Annotated in this window: 20 protein-coding genes and 5 tRNA genes; 9 read left to right on the top strand and 16 right to left on the bottom strand. The window is 73.7% G+C overall.

The window, feature by feature from the left end; translation table 11 throughout:
* Nucleotides 1-17 precede the first annotated feature (17 nt).
* From AB0B85_RS16485 to AB0B85_RS16465, 5 genes are all read right to left on the bottom strand, one after another.
* The gene (locus tag AB0B85_RS16485) at nucleotides 18-839 is read right to left on the bottom strand and encodes an ABC transporter permease (RefSeq protein WP_357407981.1); all 822 of its coding nucleotides are present in this window, start codon (nucleotides 837-839) and stop codon (nucleotides 18-20) included.
* A complete protein-coding gene (locus AB0B85_RS16480; RefSeq protein WP_357407979.1) occupies nucleotides 836-1,768 on the bottom strand; it encodes an ATP-binding cassette domain-containing protein in 933 nt (310 codons plus the stop codon). Before AB0B85_RS16480 ends, AB0B85_RS16485 begins: the two co-directional genes overlap by 4 nt.
* A gap of 87 nt (nucleotides 1,769-1,855) precedes the next feature.
* On the bottom strand, nucleotides 1,856-2,689 hold the full coding sequence (locus AB0B85_RS16475; protein ID WP_357407977.1) for a polysaccharide deacetylase family protein: 834 nt from the start codon (nucleotides 2,687-2,689) through the stop codon (nucleotides 1,856-1,858).
* Between the two features lie 35 nt (nucleotides 2,690-2,724).
* Nucleotides 2,725-3,879, bottom strand: a complete 1,155-nt coding sequence (locus AB0B85_RS16470) for a cytochrome P450 (RefSeq protein WP_357408139.1) — start codon at nucleotides 3,877-3,879, stop codon at nucleotides 2,725-2,727.
* Between the two features lie 33 nt (nucleotides 3,880-3,912).
* The gene (locus AB0B85_RS16465; RefSeq protein WP_357407975.1) at nucleotides 3,913-4,581 is read right to left on the bottom strand and encodes a 50S ribosomal protein L11 methyltransferase; all 669 of its coding nucleotides are present in this window, start codon (nucleotides 4,579-4,581) and stop codon (nucleotides 3,913-3,915) included.
* Between the two features lie 183 nt (nucleotides 4,582-4,764).
* On the opposite strand from AB0B85_RS16465, the gene AB0B85_RS16460 reads away from it, so the two are divergent.
* On the top strand, nucleotides 4,765-5,619 hold the full coding sequence (locus AB0B85_RS16460; RefSeq protein ID WP_357407973.1) for a hypothetical protein: 855 nt from the start codon (nucleotides 4,765-4,767) through the stop codon (nucleotides 5,617-5,619).
* A 150-nt stretch (nucleotides 5,620-5,769) separates the two neighbouring features.
* Here the strand turns inward: AB0B85_RS16460 and AB0B85_RS16455 are convergent, their stop codons facing one another.
* Together AB0B85_RS16455 and AB0B85_RS16450 are read right to left on the bottom strand one after the other, a co-directional pair.
* The gene (locus AB0B85_RS16455) at nucleotides 5,770-6,351 is read right to left on the bottom strand and encodes a TIGR03086 family metal-binding protein (RefSeq protein ID WP_357407971.1); all 582 of its coding nucleotides are present in this window, start codon (nucleotides 6,349-6,351) and stop codon (nucleotides 5,770-5,772) included.
* 80 nt (nucleotides 6,352-6,431) lie between these two features.
* Nucleotides 6,432-7,034 (bottom strand): TetR/AcrR family transcriptional regulator, encoded by a 603-nt coding sequence (locus AB0B85_RS16450; protein ID WP_357407969.1) that lies wholly within the window; start codon nucleotides 7,032-7,034, stop codon nucleotides 6,432-6,434.
* 389 nt (nucleotides 7,035-7,423) lie between these two features.
* Between AB0B85_RS16450 and AB0B85_RS16445 the strand changes: the two genes are divergently transcribed.
* The 3 genes from AB0B85_RS16445 (at nucleotide 7,424) to AB0B85_RS16435 (ending at nucleotide 7,689) form a co-directional block, all read left to right on the top strand.
* Nucleotides 7,424-7,496: transfer RNA gene (locus AB0B85_RS16445), tRNA-Gly, on the top strand.
* Nucleotides 7,497-7,530: 34 nt separating this feature from the next.
* Nucleotides 7,531-7,601 (top strand) — tRNA-Cys (locus tag AB0B85_RS16440).
* 13 nt (nucleotides 7,602-7,614) lie between these two features.
* Nucleotides 7,615-7,689, top strand: a tRNA-Val gene (locus AB0B85_RS16435).
* Between the two features lie 74 nt (nucleotides 7,690-7,763).
* On the opposite strand, the gene AB0B85_RS16430 is transcribed toward AB0B85_RS16435, so the two are convergent.
* A complete protein-coding gene (locus tag AB0B85_RS16430) occupies nucleotides 7,764-8,270 on the bottom strand; it encodes a winged helix-turn-helix domain-containing protein (RefSeq protein ID WP_357408137.1) in 507 nt (168 codons plus the stop codon).
* Between the two features lie 195 nt (nucleotides 8,271-8,465).
* Between AB0B85_RS16430 and AB0B85_RS16425 the strand changes: the two genes are divergently transcribed.
* Nucleotides 8,466-9,047 carry a TetR/AcrR family transcriptional regulator gene (locus AB0B85_RS16425; protein ID WP_357407967.1) on the top strand — a complete coding sequence of 194 codons (582 nt, stop codon included), beginning with the start codon at nucleotides 8,466-8,468 and terminating at the stop codon, nucleotides 9,045-9,047.
* A gap of 164 nt (nucleotides 9,048-9,211) precedes the next feature.
* On the opposite strand, the gene AB0B85_RS16420 is transcribed toward AB0B85_RS16425, so the two are convergent.
* Complete coding sequence (locus AB0B85_RS16420) at nucleotides 9,212-9,454, bottom strand: DUF6458 family protein (RefSeq protein WP_357407965.1); 243 nt, start codon at nucleotides 9,452-9,454, stop codon at nucleotides 9,212-9,214.
* 147 nt (nucleotides 9,455-9,601) lie between these two features.
* Between AB0B85_RS16420 and AB0B85_RS16415 the strand changes: the two genes are divergently transcribed.
* Both AB0B85_RS16415 and AB0B85_RS16410 read left to right on the top strand, forming a co-directional pair.
* Nucleotides 9,602-9,674 (top strand) — tRNA-Gly (locus tag AB0B85_RS16415).
* A gap of 48 nt (nucleotides 9,675-9,722) precedes the next feature.
* Nucleotides 9,723-9,797, top strand: a tRNA-Val gene (locus AB0B85_RS16410).
* A gap of 83 nt (nucleotides 9,798-9,880) precedes the next feature.
* Here AB0B85_RS16410 and AB0B85_RS16405 read toward each other — a convergent pair.
* From AB0B85_RS16405 to AB0B85_RS16390, 4 genes are read right to left on the bottom strand one after another with little or no spacing between them, the layout of a single operon-like run.
* Entirely contained in the window at nucleotides 9,881-12,637 is a 2,757-nt protein-coding gene (locus AB0B85_RS16405; protein ID WP_357407963.1) for an ABC transporter permease, read from the bottom strand.
* Nucleotides 12,634-15,801, bottom strand: coding sequence for an FtsX-like permease family protein (locus AB0B85_RS16400; protein ID WP_357407960.1), 3,168 nt, complete (start codon nucleotides 15,799-15,801; stop codon nucleotides 12,634-12,636). The genes AB0B85_RS16405 and AB0B85_RS16400 overlap by 4 nt, the downstream gene beginning before the upstream one ends.
* A 7-nt stretch (nucleotides 15,802-15,808) precedes the next feature.
* Nucleotides 15,809-16,531: an ABC transporter ATP-binding protein gene (locus AB0B85_RS16395; RefSeq protein ID WP_357407958.1), complete on the bottom strand. Its 723-nt coding sequence runs from the start codon at nucleotides 16,529-16,531 to the stop codon at nucleotides 15,809-15,811.
* Nucleotides 16,528-17,460, bottom strand: a complete 933-nt coding sequence (locus AB0B85_RS16390; RefSeq protein ID WP_357407956.1) for an ABC transporter ATP-binding protein — start codon at nucleotides 17,458-17,460, stop codon at nucleotides 16,528-16,530. Before AB0B85_RS16390 ends, AB0B85_RS16395 begins: the two co-directional genes overlap by 4 nt.
* A gap of 176 nt (nucleotides 17,461-17,636) precedes the next feature.
* Between AB0B85_RS16390 and AB0B85_RS16385 the strand changes: the two genes are divergently transcribed.
* Nucleotides 17,637-18,629 carry an NAD-dependent epimerase/dehydratase family protein gene (locus tag AB0B85_RS16385; RefSeq protein WP_357407954.1) on the top strand — a complete coding sequence of 331 codons (993 nt, stop codon included), beginning with the start codon at nucleotides 17,637-17,639 and terminating at the stop codon, nucleotides 18,627-18,629.
* Nucleotides 18,630-18,644: 15 nt separating this feature from the next.
* Here AB0B85_RS16385 and AB0B85_RS16380 read toward each other — a convergent pair whose 3' ends face one another.
* Entirely contained in the window at nucleotides 18,645-19,619 is a 975-nt protein-coding gene (locus AB0B85_RS16380) for a nitroreductase (protein WP_357407952.1), read from the bottom strand.
* A gap of 197 nt (nucleotides 19,620-19,816) precedes the next feature.
* Here AB0B85_RS16380 and AB0B85_RS16375 point away from each other — a divergent pair, with 197 nt between their 5' ends.
* Entirely contained in the window at nucleotides 19,817-20,455 is a 639-nt protein-coding gene (locus AB0B85_RS16375; RefSeq protein ID WP_357407950.1) for a response regulator transcription factor, read from the top strand.
* A gap of 15 nt (nucleotides 20,456-20,470) precedes the next feature.
* Here the strand turns inward: AB0B85_RS16375 and AB0B85_RS16370 are convergent, their stop codons facing one another.
* Both AB0B85_RS16370 and AB0B85_RS16365 read right to left on the bottom strand, forming a co-directional pair.
* Nucleotides 20,471-22,204, bottom strand: a complete 1,734-nt coding sequence (locus tag AB0B85_RS16370; protein WP_357407948.1) for a GAF domain-containing sensor histidine kinase — start codon at nucleotides 22,202-22,204, stop codon at nucleotides 20,471-20,473.
* A 40-nt stretch (nucleotides 22,205-22,244) separates the two neighbouring features.
* Entirely contained in the window at nucleotides 22,245-23,255 is a 1,011-nt protein-coding gene (locus AB0B85_RS16365) for a nitroreductase (RefSeq protein ID WP_357407946.1), read from the bottom strand.
* Between the last annotated feature and the right edge of the window lie 146 nt (nucleotides 23,256-23,401).

Genomic DNA, 23,401 nt, shown 5'->3' with positions numbered 1-23,401 from the left:
CGCCCAGCCGGTGCGCGCTACGCGTCGCGGCGGCGCAGCACGGCCCGGCCCAGCAGCAGCGCGGCAGCGGCCCACCCGGCGAGCAGGAGCAGCCCGACCAGGCTCGGGTACGGCTCGGTGTCGCCGACCATGAAGTGCCCGCCGGCCACGCCGGGAAACCCGTCGGCGATCCGGTTCAGCAGGTCGATGTCCGGCTCCTGAAGGGACAGCGGCACGATCGTCAGGGTGGCGAACAGCACGACGATGGTGAGCACCGCGCTGCGCAGCGCGGCACCGAGGCCCAGCGCGAACACACTCACCAACGCCAGGTACGCGGCCACCGCCACGATGTCGGCGATGGTGCCGCCGACCGGTGCGTTGCCCCACTCGCCGAGCACCGGCCGGGCGACCACTGTGCCGACGCCGCCGAGCAGCAGCCCGAGGGCGAAGGTGACAGCACCGGTGACCACGGCCTTGGCCAGCAGCACCCGACCCCGCGACGGGGTGCACTGCAAGGTGGTCCGGATGGTGCCGCTTGTGAACTCGGCGGTGATCGCGAGCAGGCCCAACGCCAGCACCGCGTACTGGGTCAACTCGACCGCGTCGATGAGCACGCTGCCGACGGTGACGATCCCCGGGTCGTCGGCCGGGTCGTCGTTGGTGTTGGCGTTGGCGGCGTAGATGGCGAGCTGCCCGGCGCTCGCGGCCATCACCAGCAGCCCGGCCAGCACCGTCCACCAGGTGCTGCGCACCGAGAGCAGTTTGGTCCACTCGGCGGCCACCGCACCCCGGAAGGCGGCCGGCTTTCCGGCGGTCGGCGCGCTGGCGGGGCGGGTTCCCGCGTCGGTCTGCGTGCTCATCGGTGCCCACCTTCGGTCGGACCGCCGGCGTACTCGACGCTGTCGGCGGTCAGCTCCATGAACGCCTGCTCCAGCGACGCGCCGTGCGGGCTCAGCTCGTGCAGTCGCACCCCCAGCTCGTGCGCCAGGTCACCGACCCGGTCGGCGGTGGTGCCGGTGACGGTCAGTTCGTTGCGGTCGGCGGCCAGCACGCTCGCGCCGGTGGCGGTGAGGCGCTCGGCAAGCGCGGCCAGCCCGTCCGGGTGCGGGCTGCGCACCCGGACGGCTACCGCACTGTTGGCGATCACCTCGTCGATCGGTGCGTCGACGATCAGCCGGCCCCGCCCGATCACCACGAGTTGGTCGGCGGTGAGCTGCATCTCGCTCATCAGGTGGCTGGAGACGAAGACGGTCCGTCCCTGGTCGGCGAGCGAGCGCATGAGCTGCCGCACCCAGCGCACCCCGTCCGGGTCGAGGCCGTTCACCGGTTCGTCGAACATCAGCACCGGCGGGTCGCCGAGCAGCGCGCCGGCGATGCCGAGCCGCTGGCCCATGCCGAGGGAGAGGGTCCGACCCGGTTTGCCGGCGGCCCGCCCGTCCAACCCGACGGTGTCCAGCACCTCGTCGACCCGACGGGCGGGGATGCCGTTGCTGCGGGCCATGGCCAGCAGGTGCGCCCGGCCGGAGCGGGTCGGGTGGATGGCTCGGGCGTCGAGCAGCGCCCCCACCTCGTGCAGCGGTCGGCGCAGTTCCCGGTACCCGCGTCCGCCGATGAGGGCCTGCCCGACGGTGGGTCGGTCCAGCCCGAGGATCATCCGCATGGTGGTGGACTTGCCGGCGCCGTTGGGGCCGAGGAAGCCGGTGACCCGGCCGGGCGCGACGTCGACTGTCAACGCGTCGACAGCGACTGTCGCCCCGAACCGTTTCGTCAACCCACGTAATGTGATCATGCGCTGACGCTAGGCGCGCGGCAGGTGGCCGCACCGCGCCCGAACGGCACCACCCGACCCTTACTTTCGTCAGGTCGCCGTGCGCGGTCAGCGCACGTAGTCCTCAAGCAGCGCCGGGGTGAGCCCGGCGCGGTGGATCGCCTTGAGCGCCGCGAGCAGGTCGTCCATCAGCGCCGGCCGGAAGTGCATGAGCAGCACGTCGCCGGGGTGCACCACCTTCTCCGGGGTCTGGTAGCGCACCTTCCCCTCGTGCACGGTCTCGGTCCAGTGGAAGACCGCCTTCGCGCCGCAGTCGTGCGCCGCCGTCAACGTGGTGCTGTCGTACTCGCCGAACGGTGGCCGGAACACTGTCGGTCGCGCGCCGAACAACGCCTCCAGCTTGTCCGCCGCCCCGCAGATCTCGTGTTTCTGGCGGTCGTACGACCGGCCGGCCAGCGAGGTGTGCGTGATTGTGTGGTTCTCGACGACCCCGCCCGCCACCACGATCTGCCGGAAGTAGTCGGGGTGCTCCGTCGCCGCGGGTGAGTTGAGGAACATGGTGACCGGGATGTGCGCCCGCCGGATGAAGTCGGGCACCTGGGGCGGCCGGGCCAGCCCGCCGTCGTCGATGGTGATGAAGGCGACCTTCTGGTCGGTCGGCAGGCGGTGCCAGAACGGGGCCGCGCCGGTCGCCGGCAGCGGCACCGGTTGCGGTGGCGCTGCCTCGGGGAAGGTCGGCACCTGCGACACGTACCAGTCCAGGCTGCCGGGAGCGGGCTTCGTCGTCGGGGACGGCGAGGCCGACGGCGTGGCGGACGGGGTCGGCTGGGCCAGGGTGATCTGCCGGACGTGCACCGTACGGTCGGCTGTGCAGGCGCTCAGCAGCAGCAGGGCCAGAACTGTTACGGCGGCGAGGATCCGACGTGCGGGGGTCGCTGACACGCCCGGAAACCTACCGAAGCGAGATCAGGATCTGGTTAGGCCGGTGTCCGGACCGGACGGCGGACGACGAAGGCGTCCGGCATCCGGAAGGTGAGATTGTCCGGGCACCAGGGCGGGCGGACCACTGTCACGCCGTCAAGCAGCGGCGCTGCCTCGGCAACCACCACTGCCGCCTCCATCCGGGCCAGCACGTCACCGACGCAGCGGTGGGCGCCCGCACCGAAAGCCAGGTGACGGCGGGATCCACGCTGGCCCGGTCGGAACTCGTCGGGCGCCTCGACCACCGCCGGGTCGCGGCCGGCACGACCCAGCCAGAGCACCAGGCTGCTGCCCGCCGGCACCGCCGTCGGACCCAACGTGCGGTCCGTCGTCGCCACCCGCCGCCAGGTGACGATCGGCGGCTCCAGTCGTAGCCCCTCCTCCACCACGTCGGCCACCGCTACCTCGCCGGTGCGCAGGCCGGCCCGCACCGTGGGCTCGCCGGCCAGCCGGTGCAGCAGCAGGGTGAGGAACTGCGAGGTGGTCTCCTGCCCGGCGACCAGCAGGAAGAAGAGCGCGCCGACCACCACGTCCGGCGAGTGCCCGGCCGCGCGCAGCTGACCGGCCAGCCCGCCGCCGGTGGCCGCGAAGTCCCGCAGTACGCGGTGGAACCGGCCCACCTCGGCGGCGAGGGCCAGCTGCCGGTCGGCGTCCAGCGGCGCCCAGAACAACTCCAGCGCGGCGCGGGCGAACTCCTTGACCGCGCCGACGGGGGCGTCCGGCAGCTCGACCAGCCGGGCCAGCACCAGCAGCGGCAGGTCGGCGGCGAGGTCCGCGTACAGGTCGACAGGTGTGCCGCTGTCGAGTCGGGCGCCGAGCCGGGCGACCCGGTCCCGGACCAGCGCGGTGAGCCAGGGCCGCTGCGCGGCGACCCGCTCGGGGTGCAACGCCGCCGCGACGGTCGCCCGGATCTCGGGGTGGCTGGCACCCGAGTTGTTGGCAAGGGTCGGCGGCAACCGGAACCGGTGCCCGGCGAGCACCCGCAGCGCGGCCACCGGCATCGGGGTCACCGCGTCCAACGCGTTGTCCGGCCGGTAGCTGACCGGGTCGGCCAGGACCTGACGGACCAACGCGTGCCGGGTGACGACCAGGTGGCGTCCGCCGACGTGGTCGCTCACCTCGGCGACGTCCGGCCAGGGTGCCTGGACCACCGACCCCCAGCTGGAGAAGAGCACGTCGACACGCTAGCGGGCGGCTCCCGGCAGGCCGGCGCGCAACTGCCAGACGGTGGTGCGCTTCACCCGGACGCTCTCCAGCGCCTCCGGCACCGGCACGTCGTACGCGGCCAACTCGTCGAAGCGGTCGCGGGGCAGGAACGCCCGGCCGGGGTCACCGACCAGGGCCGGTGCGCCGGCCCGGGCGGCGCGCAGCAGGAAGCGCAGCACCCGACGGGCCATCGCGTCGCTGTAGAAGACGTCCCCGGCGAGCACCACCTCGGCGTCCCCGGCGTCGGTGTCGAGGATGTCGCCGAACTCGGCGTCGACGCGTACCCCGTTGGCCTCGGCGTTGAGCGCGACCGCCGCCACCGCCAGCTCGTCCACCTCGACCGCTCGCACCGCTGCCGCCCCGGCGCGGGCGGCGGCGATGGCCACCAGACCGGAGCCGGAGGCGAGGTCGAGCACCCGGCGGCCGGCGACCAGCTCCGGGTGGTCTGTCACGTAGCGGGCGAGGGCCTGGCCGCCGGCCCAGGCGAACGCCCAGAACGGTGGCGGCCGGTCGGTGGAGAACTCGCCCTCGGTCAGCTCCCACAGCCCGATCGGCTCGTCGGCCTGGTGCAGGCGCACCTCGGGGACGAAAGGAACCGGGGCCAGCCGGGCGTGCAGCCGGACGAACGTGCTGGAGAGCTCGGACACCTGGCGATTCTCGCGCACCGGCAACCCGGGTGCCGGGAGGAGGGGGAGACACCCGTCCGGGTCAGCGGTTCACCACTCTCGGTGAAATCACCAACCGTCCTTGGCGTCGGTTGCGAAGACACCCGTCTGTCCGGCCCGCCCGTTTCCTCCTAGCGTTTCCCGGGAGCGACGAGAAGAGGCGAGGTGGTGGTGATCGTGTGGCGGTACGCGCTGCGGGTCGGGGCGTTGGTTGCCGGCGTGACCGGGGCGGTACTCACCCTGGCCGCGCCGGCGCAGGCGGCCTTCACCACCGAGTTGAGCGGCCTGCCGGCCCGGTTCACCGCCGGGGATCAGGTGCGGACGATCTCCGCGGTGGTGTCCCGGACGGATCGGCGCGGCGGCTGCGTGAAGGTGCGCTGGTCGATGGTGCTCAGCGTGCAGGGCATCCGACTCGACCAGGTGAAGATGGACCGGGTGGAGGAGACCGGGGACTTTCCCCTGGAGATCCGGACCGAGGGTGACGTGGCCCGGCTGACCGACCGGCAGCTCGACCCGGGCACGCTCTGCCCGGGCCGCACTGTCACCGCACGCTACCGGGTGGCCTTCGCCGAGGACGTCGCCCAGGGGCGGGTCACCCTCGCCGCCGAGGCGTACGACGCCAACGCGCGCCTGCTGGCCCGGCAGACGGCCACCCGCTCGGTGCGGGGTGCGGGCGTCACCCCGACCGGTACGCCGAAGCCGAGCGCCACCCCGGCGCGGCCCAGCGACCCGGCGAGCGCGCCGGCCGAGGAGGCTGACACGTCCGAGGCGGAGCCGGTGGGGGGCTACCCGGCCGACGCGGCGCCACCGGCCGGTCGCCAGGTCTCGCAGTCCGGTGGGTTCGGCGTGGTGCAGGCCGCGTTCCTGCTCGGCGGGCTGCTGCTCTTCCTCGGGATGGGCCTGCTGCTGCGGCTGCGACACCTGACCCGGGCCACTACCGACGAGGCCGAGGACCCGCCGGTGGATCGGCGCTGGGAGCGGCCGATGTCGGCCGACAGTTGGCAACCGGCCCGCCGCTGATCGGGGGACGTGGGGGTTGGCCGGCGCACTGCCCGCCGGCTCCCACGGGGTCACCACCCTGGCCACCACGACGGCGACCCGGCGCGCGTCGACGTGCACCGCCGACGGTGCCGCCGCCTGCTGCCGGTCGCCGGGCCCGGGCGCATGGGGTCAGTCGTCAGGTGTCCAGTCGGGGTCGCGGCCGAAGGCGGCAAGCAGGTGGTCCTGCTCGTCGGCGGCGTCGGACACCCGCACTCCGGTCTGGACCAGGTTGTTGCGGCGGTAGTTGTCGAGCTGGCTGGCGAACCACTGGGCGGCCACGTGCACCGCGTCCGGGTCGAACCGAGGCTGCGCGCCGATCGCCACCGCCACGTCCCAGCCGTGGATGAGGTGCTCGGCGAGGAGTTGCTTGAGGTATTCGGTGGCCGGGGTCGGGCCGCTGGAGAGGTGCACGGTGCGGTCGAGCGTGCCCGGATGGGTGGCGGCGATCTCGGCCTGCGCGGCCGCCTCCCGCGCCGCCGTGATCGGGTCGTCGCCGAGCTGGTCGCCGTCGAGTCGGTCGCCGACCTCGTCGATGGTCCGGCCGGCGAGCAGCGGGACGCTCCACCGGTCCTCGCTCACCACGTGGTTGACGAGCGTGCGTACGTCCCAGTCGGAGCAGGGGGTCGGGTCGGACCACTGGCCGGGTCCGACCTGGTCCACCCGGTCGACGAATTCGGCCAGGCTTCGGCGGTACGCCTCCAGCAGATCCATGCTGCCGATTGTTCCGGTCGGCGGGGCACCCCCGAGCCGTTTTGCCGGGCCTGGTGGGGGCGATTGCGCCGCTGCCCGGCTCAGTCCAGGTCGGCCGGGTCCAGGCCGAGCTCCCGGGCGGTGACCAGCCGGACCCACTCGCCGAACTGCCGACGGGAGATCACCCGGTCGTGCACGGCGAGTTGGACGGCGAGGCCGTCCATCACCGCGCTGATCCGCCAGGCGGCCCCGTCCGGGTCGGCGCACTGGAACGTGCCGTCGGCCACCCCGGCGGAGATCACCGCGGCCAGGTCCTGCCGCCAACGCAGGTCGAGGCGGCGGGACACCTTCTCCAACTCCGGCGTACGCAGCGACTCGGACCAGCCGTCGATCCACATCGACCAGGAGGTCGCCCTCCCGGCCGGGGTGTAGAGCTTGAGGATCCGGCGGAGCTTGGTCAGCGGGGGAGCCGAGGAGCGGGTCACCGCGTCCAGTCGGGCCAGATCCTGCTCGACCGCGTACGCGAAGGCCTGCGCGAGCAGCCGGTCCTTCGTGGCGAAGTGGTAGAAGACCAGAGCCTGACTGACGCCGGCGGCCTGTGCCACGTCGGCCGTCCGGGTGTTGGCCAGACCGCGCTCCACGATCACGTCACAGGCGGTGCGCAGCAGGGCATCCAGGCGGATCTCGGCCGCACGTCTCGTCACGACCGTTACCGTAGCCCATCCGACTGAACACGAACAGTTACCACCGCAGCCGGATTCACGCTGTGACAGTCGGAAGCCGGACAATTCCTTGGGGTCCCGTCGGTCGTTTCTCAGAAGGTGTTCACCGAGGTTCCGCTGGCGTGGATGATGCACGAAGCGCCTGGTGGCCGGGGTTCGGCGCATCGACGGCAGGCAATCGTTCGGCGGTGTCCGAGGGTGACCGTCGGTGGCGGCCGACGGCACCAGGTCAGCCCCCTAGGAAGCCCTGTCGGCGGTGATACCGATCCCGCTGGGGCGGAAATGGGACGCGCCGAGGCGACCCCGAGTTGGCAGTCTTTCACCGGCTCGGCTAAAGTTCTCATCCGTCACCCGGGAACGTCCGGGGGCGTGCGGACGTAGCGCAGCTGGTAGCGCATCACCTTGCCAAGGTGAGGGTCGCGGGTTCGAATCCCGTCGTCCGCTCGGAGCTGCCGCCACGCATGACGGGGGCAACCTCGGTGGGGTGGCCGAGAGGCGAGGCAACGGCCTGCAAAGCCGTGTACGCGGGTTCAAATCCCGTCCCCACCTCGGCAATAGGCACGGGCGATTGGCGCAGTGGGAGCGCGCTTCCTTGACACGGAAGAGGTCACTGGTTCAAACCCAGTATCGCCCACCAGTAAACCAGCGGCTCGTCACCGGATTCCGGTGACGAGCCGCTGGTTTTGTTCCGGGCGGTCGGCCCCGGTGGGTTCACGTCAGGCTGAGCCGATAGCCGATCCCGCGGACGGTGTGTACGCGTACCGTCGCGCCAGCCGCGCGCAGCTTGTGGCGTAACCGTTTCACCGCCGAGTGCAGGATCGACGTGTCGCCGAGGTAGGCGGCGCCCCAGACCGACTCGAAGAGCCGCTGGTAGGTCCAGACTCCGGTCGGTGCGGTGGCGAGGTGCGTGAGCAGGTTCCGTTCGAGGCGGGTGAGGGTGAGCGGTTGTCCGCGCCAGGTCACCAGGTGGTCGCGCGGATCGATCACGAGGTCGCCGAGGCTGATCCGGTCGTCCGCGTCGGCGCTGGCGTGGGCCGGGCCTCCGGCTGCTGGATCCGCATCTGGTTCGGCGGTGGCTCCGACGCTGAGACTGAGCAGTGGGCCCTGTGCGCCGATCGCGGGCGGACCGATCATCGCCTGCAACTCGGCCAGGTCGGCGCAGATCACCAGGGTGCCGAGGCCGTCCAGGCGCCGGACCATCCGCTCGCGCACCGACACGTCGGCGGTTACGCAGAACACGAGGGACACGTCGTCCGTCACCGTTCCCCCTCCCCAGGCGCCACAGGAAAGACAACGCTGTCCGACCCCCGTAGTCAATGGTTTCAGCGGATGACAGTGGCCACGGGCGTCGATTTCAGAGTGTGGCAGGGGAAACTTTGTCGATCGTTCCAGATTGCGGGTAGCGTTCGGCGCATGGCCCGTACCCGCGAGTTCGACTTCGACGCCGCAGTCGCCGCCGCCATGGACGTGTTCCGCAGAAAGGGCTACGAGGGCGCCTCCATGCGCGACCTCTCCGAGGCGACCGGCCTGGGCAGCGGCTCGATCTACGCCGCCTTCGGCAGCAAGGACGGCCTCTACCTGGCGGTGCTCGACCTCTACCGGCAGCGCTACGCCACCCCGATGGTCGACCTGCTGCGCTCCGGCAACGACGCGCGGGCGGTCATCCGGGAGATCTTCATCGGCGCGGTGGACGACATCACCGGCGACGGCCGGCACCTCTCCTGCCTCATCGTCGGTGCCTCGATGGAGCGCGCGCACCAGGACGTGCGGGTCGCCGAGCGGCTCCGCTCGACCACCCAGTCCCTGGAGTTGGCCCTCTACGACCTGCTCGCCGAGGCCCAGTTGCGGGGTCAGATCACCACCGACCGCAGCGCCACCGACCTGGCCGGCTTCCTTGTGACAAGCCTTCAGGGGCTGCGGGTGATGGGCGCCATCAGCCCGGACCGGGCGGCACTGACGCGGTATGCCGAGGTCGCGCTCACCTGCCTGGACTGACTGCCGGCCGAGGTGGGCGGTACCCGCGCCGCTGAACGTGCTCGCCGGGCCGGGCCGGGCCGCGGGCGGGGATCAGCGGCGCGCCGGGCCGACTGCCCGCCTCGCGGTGGCCGGCCCGGCGTCGCACGATCCGCCGACTTTGCCGGCGGTGCCCAACTGTCGGGTCACAGCGGCGGGGCGATGTCCCGCCGCTCCTCGACCCGCTGGTATTCCACCGGCTGCTCGGTGGTGGTGACCACCTGGCGACGCCGGCCCCAGATCATCGTGGTCATGATCAGGCCGAGCACGCCGGCTCCCATCAGGATCCAGCCGACCACGTCGAGGTTGATGCCGCCGACGCTCGCGTCCAGGGCGAAAGTGAGGATCGCGCCGAGCGCGATCAGGAAGATGCTGGTGCCGATACCCACGACAGCCTCCTTAAGGGGGTGTGGTGCGCTGTCGAGCGATTCAGTACCCCGGTGGCCACCAGCGCAATCGCCACCGCCGAGGGTGCCGCGCCAAGCGATCTTGGCATCGGGTAGAGTTCACCTGTCGCCGGCGCAAGTCGGGGACGTGCGGACGTAGCGCAGCTGGTAGCGCATCACCTTGCCAAGGTGAGGGTCGCGGGTTCGAATCCCGTCGTCCGCTCGCGATCTGCCCCATCGGGGCCTGGCCGCCGGGTTCGGTGGTCGCCACGGGCGATTGGCGCAGTGGGAGCGCGCTTCCTTGACACGGAAGAGGTCACTGGTTCAAACCCAGTATCGCCCACCACCTATGTGAGCTGTTCAGCCTGGCCCGTTACCGGATATCCGGTAACGGGCCTCGGCGGTTCTGCTCCCACTGCCCCCAGCTGGTCACTCGCCGGCGCGCAGTACCTCACCCAACCTGTCGCGTCGCCGCAGCGCCGCCTCGACGGGTACGACCGCGGCGGCTGCGGCCAGCAACGCCACGCTCACCAGGCCGAGCAGCCACCACGGCAGAACCGGCACCGGGTCGGCGGCCTGGCCGGTGAGCAACCGCAGCTCGAGCGGGCCGAGCGTCAGGTGCGCGAGCAGGGCCCCGAGGAGCGGGCCGCACACCGCGGTGACCACGACCGGCGGCAGCAGCTCTCCGGCGGCGACCCAGCGCACGTCGCGGGGACGCAGGCCCAGGGTCCGCAGCCGGGTCAGGGTCTGCCACCGTTGCGACGCACCGGCGGCGGCGGCGAGCGTGAGGCCGAGCAGCCCCAGCGCCAGCAGCACCGCGGCGGCCGTCCACGCCAGCCGGAGCAGCCCCGCGGTCAGCGGCGCCACCCGCTGTGCCCGCAGGACGTCCGCGCGCACCACGACGTCGGCGGTGACGCCGGTGTCCGACACGGCCCGCGCCGCGCCGGGACCGGTCACCCAGACGGTATTCGGAACGGCTGGCAGCCCGGCGTCGGCGAGGGCCGCGGCGTCCACGATGACGACGTCGTTGGCGCCGCCGACGGAGGGAGCGGTACCGACCGCGGCGAGCTGGACCGCCGGGGCGTCGTCCCGGCGCAGCTTCAGCCGCATGCCGGTCCGCAGCTCGCCGCTGCTCGATCGGACCAGCGCCGGGACGCCCCCGGGACGAGGACCGGGCGCCGTGAGCCGGGCCAGCGCCGGTGCGTCGGGCAGCGGGGTGGTGGCCAGCAGGCGTTGGAACGCGGCGGTGTCCACGATGACCAGGCGTGGGGTGAGCAGCGTCGATTCGGTGAAGACGGGTGCCGAGTCGGTCACCTGCGCGACAACTACCTGCCGGACGCCGGGTGCGGCGGCGATGCGCTCGGCGAGTGCCGGCGTGGTTTCGGCGGCGTCGGCGTCGACGTCGAGGCGGGCATCCGCGCCGACGGTGCTCCACGCGCCGTCGGTCAGACCCCGGCTGACGGTGGGGCCGAGGATGAGCGCGAACGATGCGAGCGCCGTGGCGCTGACCAGCACCAGCAGCGGCAGTGCGCGCCCGGCCGTGGTGGCCGCCTGGGCGGCACCGAACACGGCCAGCGGGCGGCGTGAGCGCATTGCCTGTCGGAGTGCGAACCGCGCCCCGAGGGGCAGCAGCCGGAGCAGGACCAGCGCGCCGACGAGCGCGCCAAGCGTGAGGGCGCTGATCGGCAGGATCAGGTCTCCGGCCAGCTCACCCGTGTCGCCGTCGGAGCCGACGGGCAGGAGCCCGCGCTGGTGCAGGGTGACGAAGGCTCCGGTCGCCGCGATCAGGACAGCGGCCTCCACGGCGGCGCGGCGCAGCTGACCGGTGGCCCGGATCCAGCGCCGAGCGGCCGGGTTCGCGGGTTGGCGCCGGTCGCGGCTGGCGCGGGCGGCGGCGCGGATGCCGAACGCCGGCCCGGCGACGGCGCCGGCCAGGACCACCGGGACGGCCCAGGTCCAGGAGACGCCGGGAGCGGCCACCCGGGCGAGCGCGAGCCCGACGGCGCCGGCCGACAGGGACACCACAGTGGACTCGAGGACGAGTTCCGCGCCGAGGTCGGGTAGGGCCACCCCCCGCTGCCGGGCGGCGCCCAGCGCCGGGGTGCGGCGGCGGACCAGCAGGTCGGCGGCGAGCAGCAGCACCAGCACCGTGGCGGCCAGCACCCCGGTGAGCAGGACGGCGGCCTGTGCGGAGGCGGCGCTGATCTGCCTGCGGGCGTCGCGCAGGGCGGTGTCGAGCTGCGACTCCCACTTCAGGGACTGGTCGCGGTCGTTCGATGCGCCGGAGTTTGCCTTGAGCTTGACCACCTGGCGGGCGAGCGCCGCGCTGGTCTCCCAGGTGAGCGCGTCGGGTTCGGGGGCGAAGTGGACGGTGCGCCGCAGTTGGTCCTCACTTACGGCGAGCCGGGCGTCCGGTAACGAGTCGCGCGACAGCAGGCCGCCGAACCGGGTGGTCCCCACACCGTCGGCACCGGGCACCGGGCGCAGCAGCGCCGGGGCGAGTTGCCAGGCGGGATCGGCGCTGTCCGCGGGTCGGTAGATTCCGCTGATCCGGACGTCTCTCTCGCGACCCTTGCCGTCCTTGACCGGGATTCGATCGCCGGGGCCGAGGTGGAGCGCTGCGGCGTCCGCCTCGGAGAGGCCGATCTGCACCGGCCAGGGCGGTCCGTCGTAGGGGATCTCGACGAATTCGTCGCCGACCGCGGCACCGGGGGCGCTGCCGGCGACCCAGGTCACGTCCGGGCCGCCGAGGTCACCGGCCAGGTAGCTGAACTGGAAGGTGCGCGGCGTGCTGCCCTCGGTGATGCTGAGGATCGGACCGTTGACGACGGCGACGGGCGGACGCAGCGCGGCGTCCAGGTCGGGCCCGAGCGCGTATGCGGCCCGGGCGCGAAAGTCGTCGACGTCCTTGGCGAGCTGGGGCATCCGGACCCGGCCGGTCATCCCGTCGTCGCCTTCCCAGTGGGCGCTGACGAGAACATTCGCGGTCTGACCGACGCGCCGGACTGTGTCCTGGACGGCGCTGTCGGCGGCGGCGCGGAGCAGCGCCGGCGCGGCCCCGACGAGCATCGTGACGGCCGCGATGACGGCGGCGGTGAGCAGCAGCGCTCCGGCGTCGGTGCGGCCCCGGCCCCGGACACTAGGCCAGTGCGGCGCCGGCCACCGGCGGGTCAGCCACCGCTTCACGGCGCCACCCGCAGGTGCGCGGCGTCGGCCCGGCGGACCTGGACGGTGACCACGACGGCGACCGCCAGCAGGCATCCGGCCAGCAGTACGACGAGAAGTGCGGCCTCGGCCGGCCACGGCCAGTGCGGTTGGGCGGTCGGCACGGGCGCGGCGCCGGTGTCCGAGCGCACGAGCAGGGGAGCGACGACGCGGGTGGCGAGCGCGCCGACGACCGCGCCCGCCGCGAGCAGGGGCAGCAGCACACCAGCGTGCTGGCCGAGCAGGACGGCCCGGATGCCGCGCCGGGACATCCCCAGGCCGCGCAACCGTGCCACCTCGACGGCGCGGAGCTGCAGATCGCAGGTGACGTGCAGTACGACGCCGGCGAGCAGCAGCAGGGCCGCGGCCGGAACGATCAGCCGGAGCGCGGCCGGCAGCCCGGCGCGGAGCGGACCGCTGGTGCGGCGGGCGGTCTCCGCCTCGCGGGTCGCGACGGTGCCCAGGTGCAGGGCGTCGGCCCGTTCGGCGGCGCCGGGACCGGCTGGGTGGCCGACCCACCAGGCGTCGACCGGGAACGCCAGGTCGCCTTGAACGGCGCGGGCGCGGGACAGCATGTCCAGATCGGCCAGGACGGCGGCGGCGCCGGGGGCGGACGGAACGGTCGGCACGACCTCGGCGACGACGATCGGGACGGGCGTGATGCCGACCGTGACACTGAGCCGGCTGCCGCGGTCGGCGCCGACCTCGCTGGCAAAGTCGGCGGAGACGGCGACGGGCACCGGGCCGGGGTCCGGGAAGGCGGTGGCGACGAGAGTCCGGGCGGCCTCCTCGGCGCCGCCGAACTCGACTGTCGCGGCCATCCGCAGCGCGGTTCCGGTCGGCGTGGCGGACACCGTGACGGTCGGCTCGTCCACCTTGCTCGGGATCGGCGGCGCGGACGTGGCGGTCCAATCCGATCCGTCAGTGGAGCGCTCCGCCGGCCCGGCGGGCGGCATGGTGAGGGTGACGGCTACGTCGACAGCTCCGCCGGCCGCGTCGGCGCTGACCGGCAGGGCGACCGCCACGAGGCGCAACCCGTCAGCCGGCGCGCAGTCGGGCAGCCGGACCTCCCGGCCGTCGAGCGGTACGGCGGGACCCGTGCAGGAGGTGCGCAGGCCGATGGCGTCCTGGAGGAGCAGCCGGGGCGTCACGCTGAGCGGGGCACCGCTGGCGGCGGTCCCGCTCAGGACCAGCGGTGCGCCAGCCGGAATGGCGAGGCCGACGGCCCGGGTGCGTGGTGCCAGCCTGGCGCCCACGTCCGCCCAGCCGCGGTCGCTGTCCAGCCGCCCGCGCAGCAGCGCGTCGGCGCGGGCGGTGTCGACGGCGACCAGGCGCGGCGGACTGCCGGCGCTGCCGAGCCACTGACCGACCGTGGTGCCACGGTTGAGGGCCGGACTCACCGCCCCCGCGGTGGCCGCGTCGACGAGCGCGCCGTCGCCGGCCACCGGCGTCGTGCCGAGGGTGACCGCCAGATCGGTGCCGACGGAGAGCGCGGCCTGGTCGCGCTGCGACTGGTGCCACGTGCTGTCGAAGGCGAGGCCGAAGGTGCCGGCCGCGCAGGCCAGCCCGACGAGCAGCCCGGCGGCGACCGCCTGGGGCCGGCGGGCGGCCTCGGCGACCGCCAACGGAAGCGCCAGCCCACGGGCGCGGTACGCCAGCCGGTCGACGCCGCGCAGGGCGGGTAGGACCACTCGCAGCGCCAGGGCGGCACCGGCGGTGAGCAGCAGCGCCGGCGCGAGCACCCGGACCAGGTCGGCGCGTGGGCTGGCGGCGGTGGGCTGCGCGTACAGCTGCCACCAGCCGGCGGCGGCGAACGCCGCGAGCAACAGGTCGGCGCCGGACCGGGCCAGCAGTTCCCGGCGGGTGCGCCGGTCGCCGGCGGCCGGGACGGCCCGGATCGCCAGGACGGTGAGTACCGCGGCGAGCACCAGCGCGCCGCTGGCGACCGCGAGGACCTGGACACCGGAGGTGGCTGGCGCAACGGTCAGGCCGGCGCTGTCCAGTGGCGGTAGGTGGGTCAGGCCGGCGTGCAGGGCCGACGAGGCCGGTATGGCGAGCGCGGCGGCCACGGCGGCGACCAGCCCGGCCTCGACTGTCGCGGTGGCGGCGAGTTGACGACGGCTGGTGCCCAGGGCGGAGCGCAGGGCGGTCTCGTCGGCGCGGATGCCCGCGGTCAGCCGGCCGGCGAGGACGAGTGCCGTCGCGGCCAGGACACCGCCGAGGACGGCAATGGCGAGTACGACGGCAGCGGTGACCTGCCGTTGGTCGTCGGCGCTCCGCAGGGTCAGCGGCAGTTTCGAGGCGACCCGGGCGAGGTCGGCGCGGTCGCCGAGGGTACTGGCCAGCGGGCCGTCGGCGCTGCCCACGGCCTCGGCCACGGTCTCCAGGTCGCGGCGGCTGGAGTGGGTGAGGTCCGGATGGGCGGTGATCTCCATCCGGTCGACCGTGGCACCGGTGCCGAGCAGGTCGGCGAGGTCGACGAGGAACGGGCCGTAGGCGTTTACCGGCTGCATGAAGCGGCCGTCCCGGTAGTCGATGGCGAGGCCGGCCCCGGCCAGCGGGTCGCGGTCCCAGCCGCGCCCCGGCAGCGGGCGTACCACGCCGACGACTGTCACGTCGATGGCCGGGACCGGCGGGTGGGCCAGTTCGGCGCCGAGGCGTACCCGGCGACCGGGGGTGAGGCCGAGCTCTTGTGCGGTGGACTCCAGCAGCACCGCGTCGCCAGGGTGCTGTGGCCAACGCCCGGTGACGAGCTCGGCCCGGGCCGGCAGATCGTCCAAACCCGACAGGTACGCTTGGGGCGCGACGGTGGTGCCCGGCGCGAGCGTGGGCGGCAGCGCCCGCAGCACCGTCGACGCCCGCGCGGTTGTCGTCACCGAAAACGGTGCGAGCGTGGCGGTCATCACGGTGCGGGTGTCCGCGGTGACGGACGGTGCGTCCGGGCCCTCGACGCTGCCGGTGTAGACGGTCACGTCGACGTCGGCGGGGGCGGCGCGGGCCATCGCGACCTCCAGGGCCTGCTCGGCGGTGCGGGTGACAAGCAGGGTGCAGGTGCCCAGCAGTGTCGCGCCGATCGTGACGATCCCGAGGAGGGCTGCCAGCAACGGCCACTGCGCGCGGGCGCGCCGGCTGACCAGCCTCAGCATCGTCGCGTCACCTGGCGTCCGGCACGGGCTCGTTTGGCCGCCCGGCCGCCTGGTCGTCGAGGTGCCCGTCGTTGATGCGGATCACCCGGTCGGCCAGGGCCATCATCACCGCGTCGTGCGTCGACACCAGGACTGTGACGTTTTCGGATTCCACTATGCCGCGCAGCAGGGCCATCACCGACAGGCCTGTCTCGGCGTCCAGTTGCCCGGTGGGCTCGTCGGCGAGCAGCAGCCGGGGCGAGGCGGCCAGCGCGCGGGCGATCGCCACCCGCTGCTGCTGGCCGCCGGACAGCTCGGCCGGTCGCTGCTGGGCGTGGTCGGCCAGCCCGACGAGTTCCAGCAGCAACTCGACCCGCCGCTCGCGCTCGGCCGGGGCGGCGCGGGCCAGCCGCAGCGGGGCGGCGACGTTCTCCGCGGCCGACAGCACCGGGATCAACCCGAAGCTCTGGAAGATGTACGACACCTGCTCGCGCCGCAGCCGGGACAGCCCATCCTCGTCGAGTGCTGTGACGTCGGTGCCGTTGACGTGCACGGTGCCGGCGTCCGGGCGGTCCAGGCCGCCGATGACGTTGAGCAGGGTGGTCTTGCCCGATCCGGACCGGCCGACGAGCGCCACCATGGCACCGGCGGCCACGTCGAACGACACGCCGCGCAGGGCGTGTACGACGGTCGGCCCGGTGTGGAAGCGCCGGTGTACGCCGCGCACGCGCAGCAGCGGTTCGCTACTCATTCGCCGCTTTCCGAGTCGGGGCGGATCGTGATGTGGTCGGGTTCCAGGGCCAGCCGGACCCGTCGGGTGAGTGCCAGCGCCTGGCGGAACTCGCGGGGCACCTGGACCCGCCCGGCTCGGTCCATCACGGCGTACTCCTCGGCGATCAGGTGGGTGTCGCCGGCCGCGTCGGTGGTGGTGCGGCGCAGCACCTCGCTGCTGGTGCGCCCGTCCCGGATCGCGACTGTCCGTTCGACCTGACCGCTGACCTCCGGGTCGTGGGTCACCACGACAACTGTGACGCCGTAGCGCCGGTTGACGTCCCGCAGCACGCCGAAGACCTCCGCGGACGTGGCGGCGTCCAGCTCGCCGGTCGGCTCGTCGGCGAGCAGCACGCGCGGCTGGTTGGCAAGCGCCACCGCGATCGCGACCCGCATCTGCTGCCCGCCGGAGAGCTGCCCGGGCCGTCGATCGGCGCAGTCGGCGACGCCGAGGCTGTCCAGCAGTTCGGCCGCGCGTTCCCGGCGCTCCGCCTTGGCGGTGCGGGCCGCGGTCATCGGCAGGTCCACCATCTCCCGCGCGGTCAGGTAGGGGATCAGGTTGCTCGCGGTCTGCTGCCGGACGAACCCGACGGTGCGCCGCCGGTAGTCCACCCGGTCGGCGCGGGACATCGTCAGCAGATTCCACCTGTCCACCCGGACCCGCCCGGCGGTGGGGGCGTCGATGCCGGCCAGGATGGACAGCAGCGTCGACTTGCCCGACCCGGAGGCACCGACGACGGCGACCAGCTCACCGCTCTCCACTGCCAGGTCGAGCCCCTGGAGGGCCTGCACCTCGATGGAGCCGGTCTGGTAGATCCGCACCAGGTTCTCGCAGACGATGAGCGCGTCCCGGCCGAACTCGGGCGCCCGCGCGGACGGCTGCGGCAGGGACAACGGGGTGCTGGACATTGTCAGCAGTTTCGCAATTGGCGGCTCTGTTGACCATGCTCCGAAGCGGCTTTTTTTGGGTATCCCGGGCGCGGTCCGCTACCGCGCGTCACGCTCGTCGCGGTTCTGCCTCTGGCAGATCTGCCAACGGTGAAACGGGGTGCCGTCCGCCGGCCCGCGACGGCAGGGTGGCGGGCATGAGACTGCTGGTGCTGGGCGGCACGGGATTCGTGGGCGGCGCGACTGTCACCGAGGGCGTACGCCGTGGTTGGTCGGTGACGGTGTTCAACCGAGGGCTGCACGGCGTGGTGCCTCCCGGCGTACACCGGTTGCGGGGTGACCGCACCGCCCCGGACGGCCTGGCGGCGCTGGCGGGCGGCGAGTGGGACCTGGTGGTGGACACCTGGGACGGTGCGCCCCGCATCGCGGGCGACGCCGCCCGCGCCCTCGCCGCATCGGTGGACAGGTACGTGTACGTGTCCAGCGGTTCGGTCTACCGCGACCCGTCGGCGCACGGGCTGGACGAGGAGTCCCCGGTGGTGGACGCCGAGCCGGATGCCGTCGACGGCGACTACCCGCAGCTCAAGGCGGGTGCCGAACGTGCCGTACGGCAGGTGTTCGACGACCGGGCGCTTGTCGTCCGCGCCGGTCTGATCCTGGGCCCGGGGGAGGACATCGGCCGGTTGCCCTGGTGGCTGCGGCGCGTCGAGCGCGGCGGTGACGTGCTCGCGCCCGGCCCGGCGGACCTGCCGGTGCAGTACGTCGACGTCCGCGACCTGGCGGGGTGGATGCTGGACGCGGGCGCCGGACGGTTGGGCGGGACGTTCAACGCGGTCGGCCCCCGGGCGCAGACCACGATGGGTGAGCTTCTCGACGCGTGCGTGGCGGCCACCGGAGCAGCCGCCCGGCTGCGCTGGACCGACCCGGACCGGATCGTCGCCGCCGGGGTGCAGCCGTGGAGCGACCTGCCGATCTGGTTGCCGATCGGCCACCCGTACCGCGGGTTGCTGGAGCGGAACGTGACCCGCGCCCTCGCCGCCGGGTTGACCTGCCGGCCGGTGGCCGAGACCGTCGCCGACACCTGGCGGTGGCTGCGCGAGGTCGGCGTGGTGCCGCCGCGCGCCGGGCGACCCCAGCGCAGCGCTATCGGCCTGGACCCGGCCCGGGAGGCGGCGCTGCTCGCCGGCTGACCGGTCGGTCGCCGTTCAGGTCGACACCGCCGGCAGGTCGAGCACCTCGTCGACATCCCGGCGGGCGGTCGGTCGGCCCGGCTGGCCGTAGCCGATCCGCAGCACCATCTGCGGCGTGCCGAACCGCCCCAGCGACAGCCGCAGTTGCTCCCGGGCCGTTGGCACCTCGATCGGTTGGGAGAGCATCGACACACCCAGCCCGGCGTCGGTGGCGACGAGCAGCAACCGTTGCAGGGCCTGGCCGGCGATCACCTGGTCCACTGCCGTGTTGCCGGCCGATCCGAGCACTCCGACGAGGGGTTCCGGCTCGAAGTCGCGCCCCGGGGCGCGGTCCCGCCCACCGAAGCCGCGCGCCGGCAGGACGTCCTGCGGCTCGCGTTGCGGACCGGCGGCCCAGGCGGGTACGCCGTCCGGTGCCGGCTCCCGGCGCAACCACCGTTCGGTTTCCGCCCGGTACGCGGGGTCGCGCTCCAGCACCCGGTGTGCGCTGCGGGCGATCTCGCCGAACGCGGAGACCGCGCTCACCCCGATCAGCAACTCCAACCAGCACTGCTCGGCTTGGGCTGCCTCACCGAGGCGCCACCGGACGTCGGCCGGCACCGGGTCCGGCCAGAACGGCAGGCGGTTGCTGAACCGGCGGGGGATGGCCGCGCACAGGCTCTGCTCGGCGGGGGTGGGTCGGCGCGGAAGGTCCGGCACCAGCCGGGCCAGCAGGTCCGGCTCGGCCGGGTCGGGGCGTAGCCGTACCCGGGCCGGGGTCCCGGCCACGGCCAGCGCGATCCGCAGGTTGAACAGCGCCGCGCCGCAGGCGACCCGGACACCCCAGCCGCTGGGGTCGGTCGCCGGCAGCCGGCGGGACCGGTCGGCCAGCACCTCGATGCCGCCGTCGCGCAGCCGCAGCCGCCACGGCTGGGTGTTGTGCAGCGACGGTGCCCGGACCGCGGCCACGGCGGCGACCCTCAGCTGGGCTTCGGTGTAGCCGATGTCCATGGCGGTGCTCCTGTCCCGGCGGGCCGACGGCTGACGGTGCCGCTGTTGGCGTACCCCCACGTTGCCTGGTCGGGGCGGCTGTGGAGCAGGGCCGGACGTCCCGACCGGCCGGGCCCGACCGCCCTCGACCGACGGCCCGAGCGGGTCGGGACTTTCGGCCCGTGCGCTGGGCCGAGGTGCGGCTGTAGAAACGACTGATGATCCGTGTCTTCCTCCTCGACGACCACGAGGTCGTCCGCCGTGGCCTGGCCGACCTGCTGCAGAGCAGCGGTGACATCGAGGTGGTCGGCGAGTCCGGCTCCGCGCAGGAGGCCGCACGCCGGATCCCGGCGTTGCGGCCCGACGTGGCGATCCTGGACGCGCGGCTGCCCGACGGCAACGGCATCGACGTGTGCCGTGACGTCCGGGCCGTCGACTCGTCCATCAAGGGTCTGATCCTCACCTCGTACGAGGACGACGAGGCGCTGTTCGCGGCGATCATGGCGGGGGCCGCCGGGTACGTGCTCAAGCAGATCCGGGGCACCGACCTGGTCGACGCGGTGCGGCGGGTGGCGGCCGGGCAGTCGCTGCTGGACCCGGCGATCACCGCCCGGGTGCTGGAGCGCATCCGGACCGGGGTCGAGCAGCCGCGCGAGCTGAAGTCACTCACCGAGCAGGAGCGGCGGATCCTGGAGTACGTGGCGGAAGGGCTCACCAACCGGGAGATCGCGGCCAAGATGTTCCTGGCGGAAAAGACTGTGAAGAACTACGTGTCGAGCGTGCTTGCCAAACTGGGCCTGGAGCGTCGCACCCAGGCCGCCGTCCTGGCCACCCGGCTGCTCGGCAAGACCCCCTGACCCGAGCCGCGCCGGTCAGTCGCGTAGCGGCACGGACCAGCTCACCTCGGTGCCGTGCGGCTCGACCGGGCGGATGGTGAAGGTGCCGGCGTGACCCTCGGCGCGCTCGCGCAGGTTGACCAGCCCGCCACGGGCGGCGGCCGGGTCGCAGCCCACCCCGTCGTCGGTGACCGTCACGCTCACCCACCCGGCGTCGACGCGTACGGCGACGGCGACCCGGGTGGCCTGGGCGTGGCGGACCGTGTTGGACAGCGCCTCGCGCAGCACCGCTGTGAGATCCGGGCGGATGGCGTCGGGGACGGCGCTGTCCACCGGGCCGGTCACCTCCAGGTGCGGTTTGAAGCCCAACGACTCGGCGGCCAGCTCGACCGCCTCGCGGATCTCGGTGCGCAGCGCGGCGGTCATCGGCGTCCGCAGCTCGAAGATGGTCCGGCGGATGTCGCGGATCGTGGCGTCCAGGTCGTCGACGGCCGCGTTGATCCGCTTGGCGACCTCCGGGCGGCCCATCATCGGCGCGGTGCTCTGGAGTTGCAGGCCGGTGGCGAAGAGCCGCTGGATCACCACGTCGTGCAGGTCGCGGGCGATCCGTTCGCGGTCCTCCAGGACCACCAGCAGCTCCCGTTCCTCCTGACCGCGGGCCCGTTCCATGGCCAGCGCCGCCTGACCGGCGAAACTGCCCAGCATCGCCACGTCGTCCTCGCTGCTGGCGCCGCCGCGATCCGCGCGGTGCGCCACCACCAGCACGCCGTGCAGCGTGTCGGCGGTGGCCAGGGGTGAGATCACCGTGGGCCCGGTGCGCAGCAGCGCCGGCCACGGGGCGGCGTGCGCGAGGTCGTCCACCCGGTCGTGTCGGCCCTCCGCGACCGCCGGGCCGAAACTGGTGTCGGCCGCCGGCAGGACCGTGCCGACCAGCGCGTGGGCCTGCTCGTCGGCACCGTCGACCACCTCGACGGTGAACTGCGCGGCGTCGGCGTCGTAGAGCAGCACCAGCGCCAGTTCGGCCTCGGCGACCTCCCGGGCCCGCCGGGCGACCAGGGCCAACGCGTCGGTACGGCGTACCTCGCCGAGCAGCACCGAGGTGATCTCGGCGGTGGCGGCGAGCCACCGTTCCCGCCGGTGTGCAAGCGCGTAGAGGCGGGCGTTCTCGATGGCCACGCCGGCGGCGGCGGCGAGTGCGACGACGATCTCCTCGTCGTCGTCGGTGAACTGGGCGCCGCCCTGCTTCTCGGCCAGGTAGAGGTTGCCGAACACCTGGTCGCGGATGCGCACCGGCACGCCCAGGAAGCTGTGCATCGGCGGGTGGTTGGCCGGGAAGCCGTAGGAGCGGGGGTGCCGGGTGATGTCCGGCATCCGTAGTGGTCGGGGCTCGTCGATGAGCAGGCCGAGCACGCCCCGCCCGTGGGGCAGGTCGCCGATCTTCGCGTGCTGCTCGGCGGTGATGCCGTGCACGATGAAGTCGTGCAGCAGCCGGTCCGGGCCGAGGATGCCCAGCGCGCCGTAGCGGGCCCCGGCCAGTTCGCAGGCGTGCCCGACGATGCGTTGCAGGGTGCTACGCAGGTCGAGGTTGCTGCCGATGCCGACCACCGCGTCGAGCAGGGCCCGCAGCCGCTCCCGGCTGGTGACGACCTCGCCGACCCGGTCCAGCATCTCCTGGAGCAGTTCGTCGAGATGGACCCGGGACAGTGGGCTCAAGCCGAGCGAAGGGGTGCCCGAGAGGTCCTGACGAGGCGGCGGCACGCTGCTGGTCATCGGGGGATGGTAGCCCCGGTGACCTTGTCGGCAGAACCCGTCAGCGCACGGCGGAGGTGTCGACCACCTGCGCGGCCGTCAGCCGCGGCGTGTGCGGGGGCCCCGCCTGCGCCGGGTCCGCGATGCCCAACCGGAGCACCAGGTACGGGAAGCCGATCCCGGCGAGCAGCTGACGCAGGGTCTGCCGGGTGCCCGGCACCTCCACCGCCGCGCTGAGCGGCACCACCGACACGCCGAGCCGGGTGGCGGTGAGCCAGCCGGCGGAGAGCGCCTCGCCCGCGCGCAGCCAACTGTCCGTTTCGTCCTCGTCGCCGTGCAGCATCGCGTACACCGCCGCCTGGTCGTGGCCGGGACCGATGGGCAGGCTGCCGGGGCGGCCGAAGTCGCGGCCCGGCACTGTGGTCTGCGCGGGCTGCCCCGGCAGCACCTCCGCCGGCAGTCCGGTGCCGCCGGAGGCCCGGCCCGTCCAGTACGCCAGTTCGGCGCGCATCTCCGGATCTTCCGCCTCGACGGTGTCGGCCCGCCCGGCCGTGGCGGCCAGCTCCAGCACCTGATCGCGGTCGAGGACCTGTATCCGGCAGCCCTCCGCGGTCACCGCATGGGTGATCTGCTCGATCGCGTTGGTCGGGACCGGCTCGTCGCTGACCGGCCGCCGGTCGGTGTGCCGGACCTGCATGCACTGCACCAGGCGCATGGCGTCCGGGTCGGCCGTGCCGTGGCTGAGGTCGGTCAACCGGGCCAGCAGCTCGCTGTCGCCCGGGTCGGGCAGCCGTTCCACAACGGCACGCCAACCCTGCGCGGCCAGGGCCACCCGGGCGTGGTGCAGGGCGGTGCCACAGCTGATCGCGAGCAGCCGGCCCTCCGGGTCGGAGGCGGCGAGCTGCCGGTCGGCGACCGAGCGCAGTTCCAGCGCATCGGGGAGCACCCGCCAGCGCCACGGCTGGGTGTTGTGCACCGAGGGGGCGTGGCCAGCGGTGGCGGCGGCCTCCGCCAGCGCGGTGGTCAGTTGGCTCTCCTGACTCATGGTCACGACCTTTCCGTCTCTGCCCATCGTGCCGCACGACGCGGTGCCACGCGGGGGGTTGCCGATCCATCCTGTGGCATTCCCGCGCCGCCCGCAGGGGCCGAAGGTCCCGCCCGCACCGGGCTGTTCCGCCCGCACCAGGCTGTGCCATGGCCGCGACGGCCCGCCCTCAC

Origin of the sequence: Micromonospora sp. NPDC049044 (assembly GCF_040649215.1) — a bacterium.
Classification (GTDB): Bacteria; Actinomycetota; Actinomycetes; order Mycobacteriales; family Micromonosporaceae; genus Micromonospora.
Note: the sequence above shows the minus strand (reverse complement) of the source record. Positions and strands in the feature narration are given on the sequence as shown.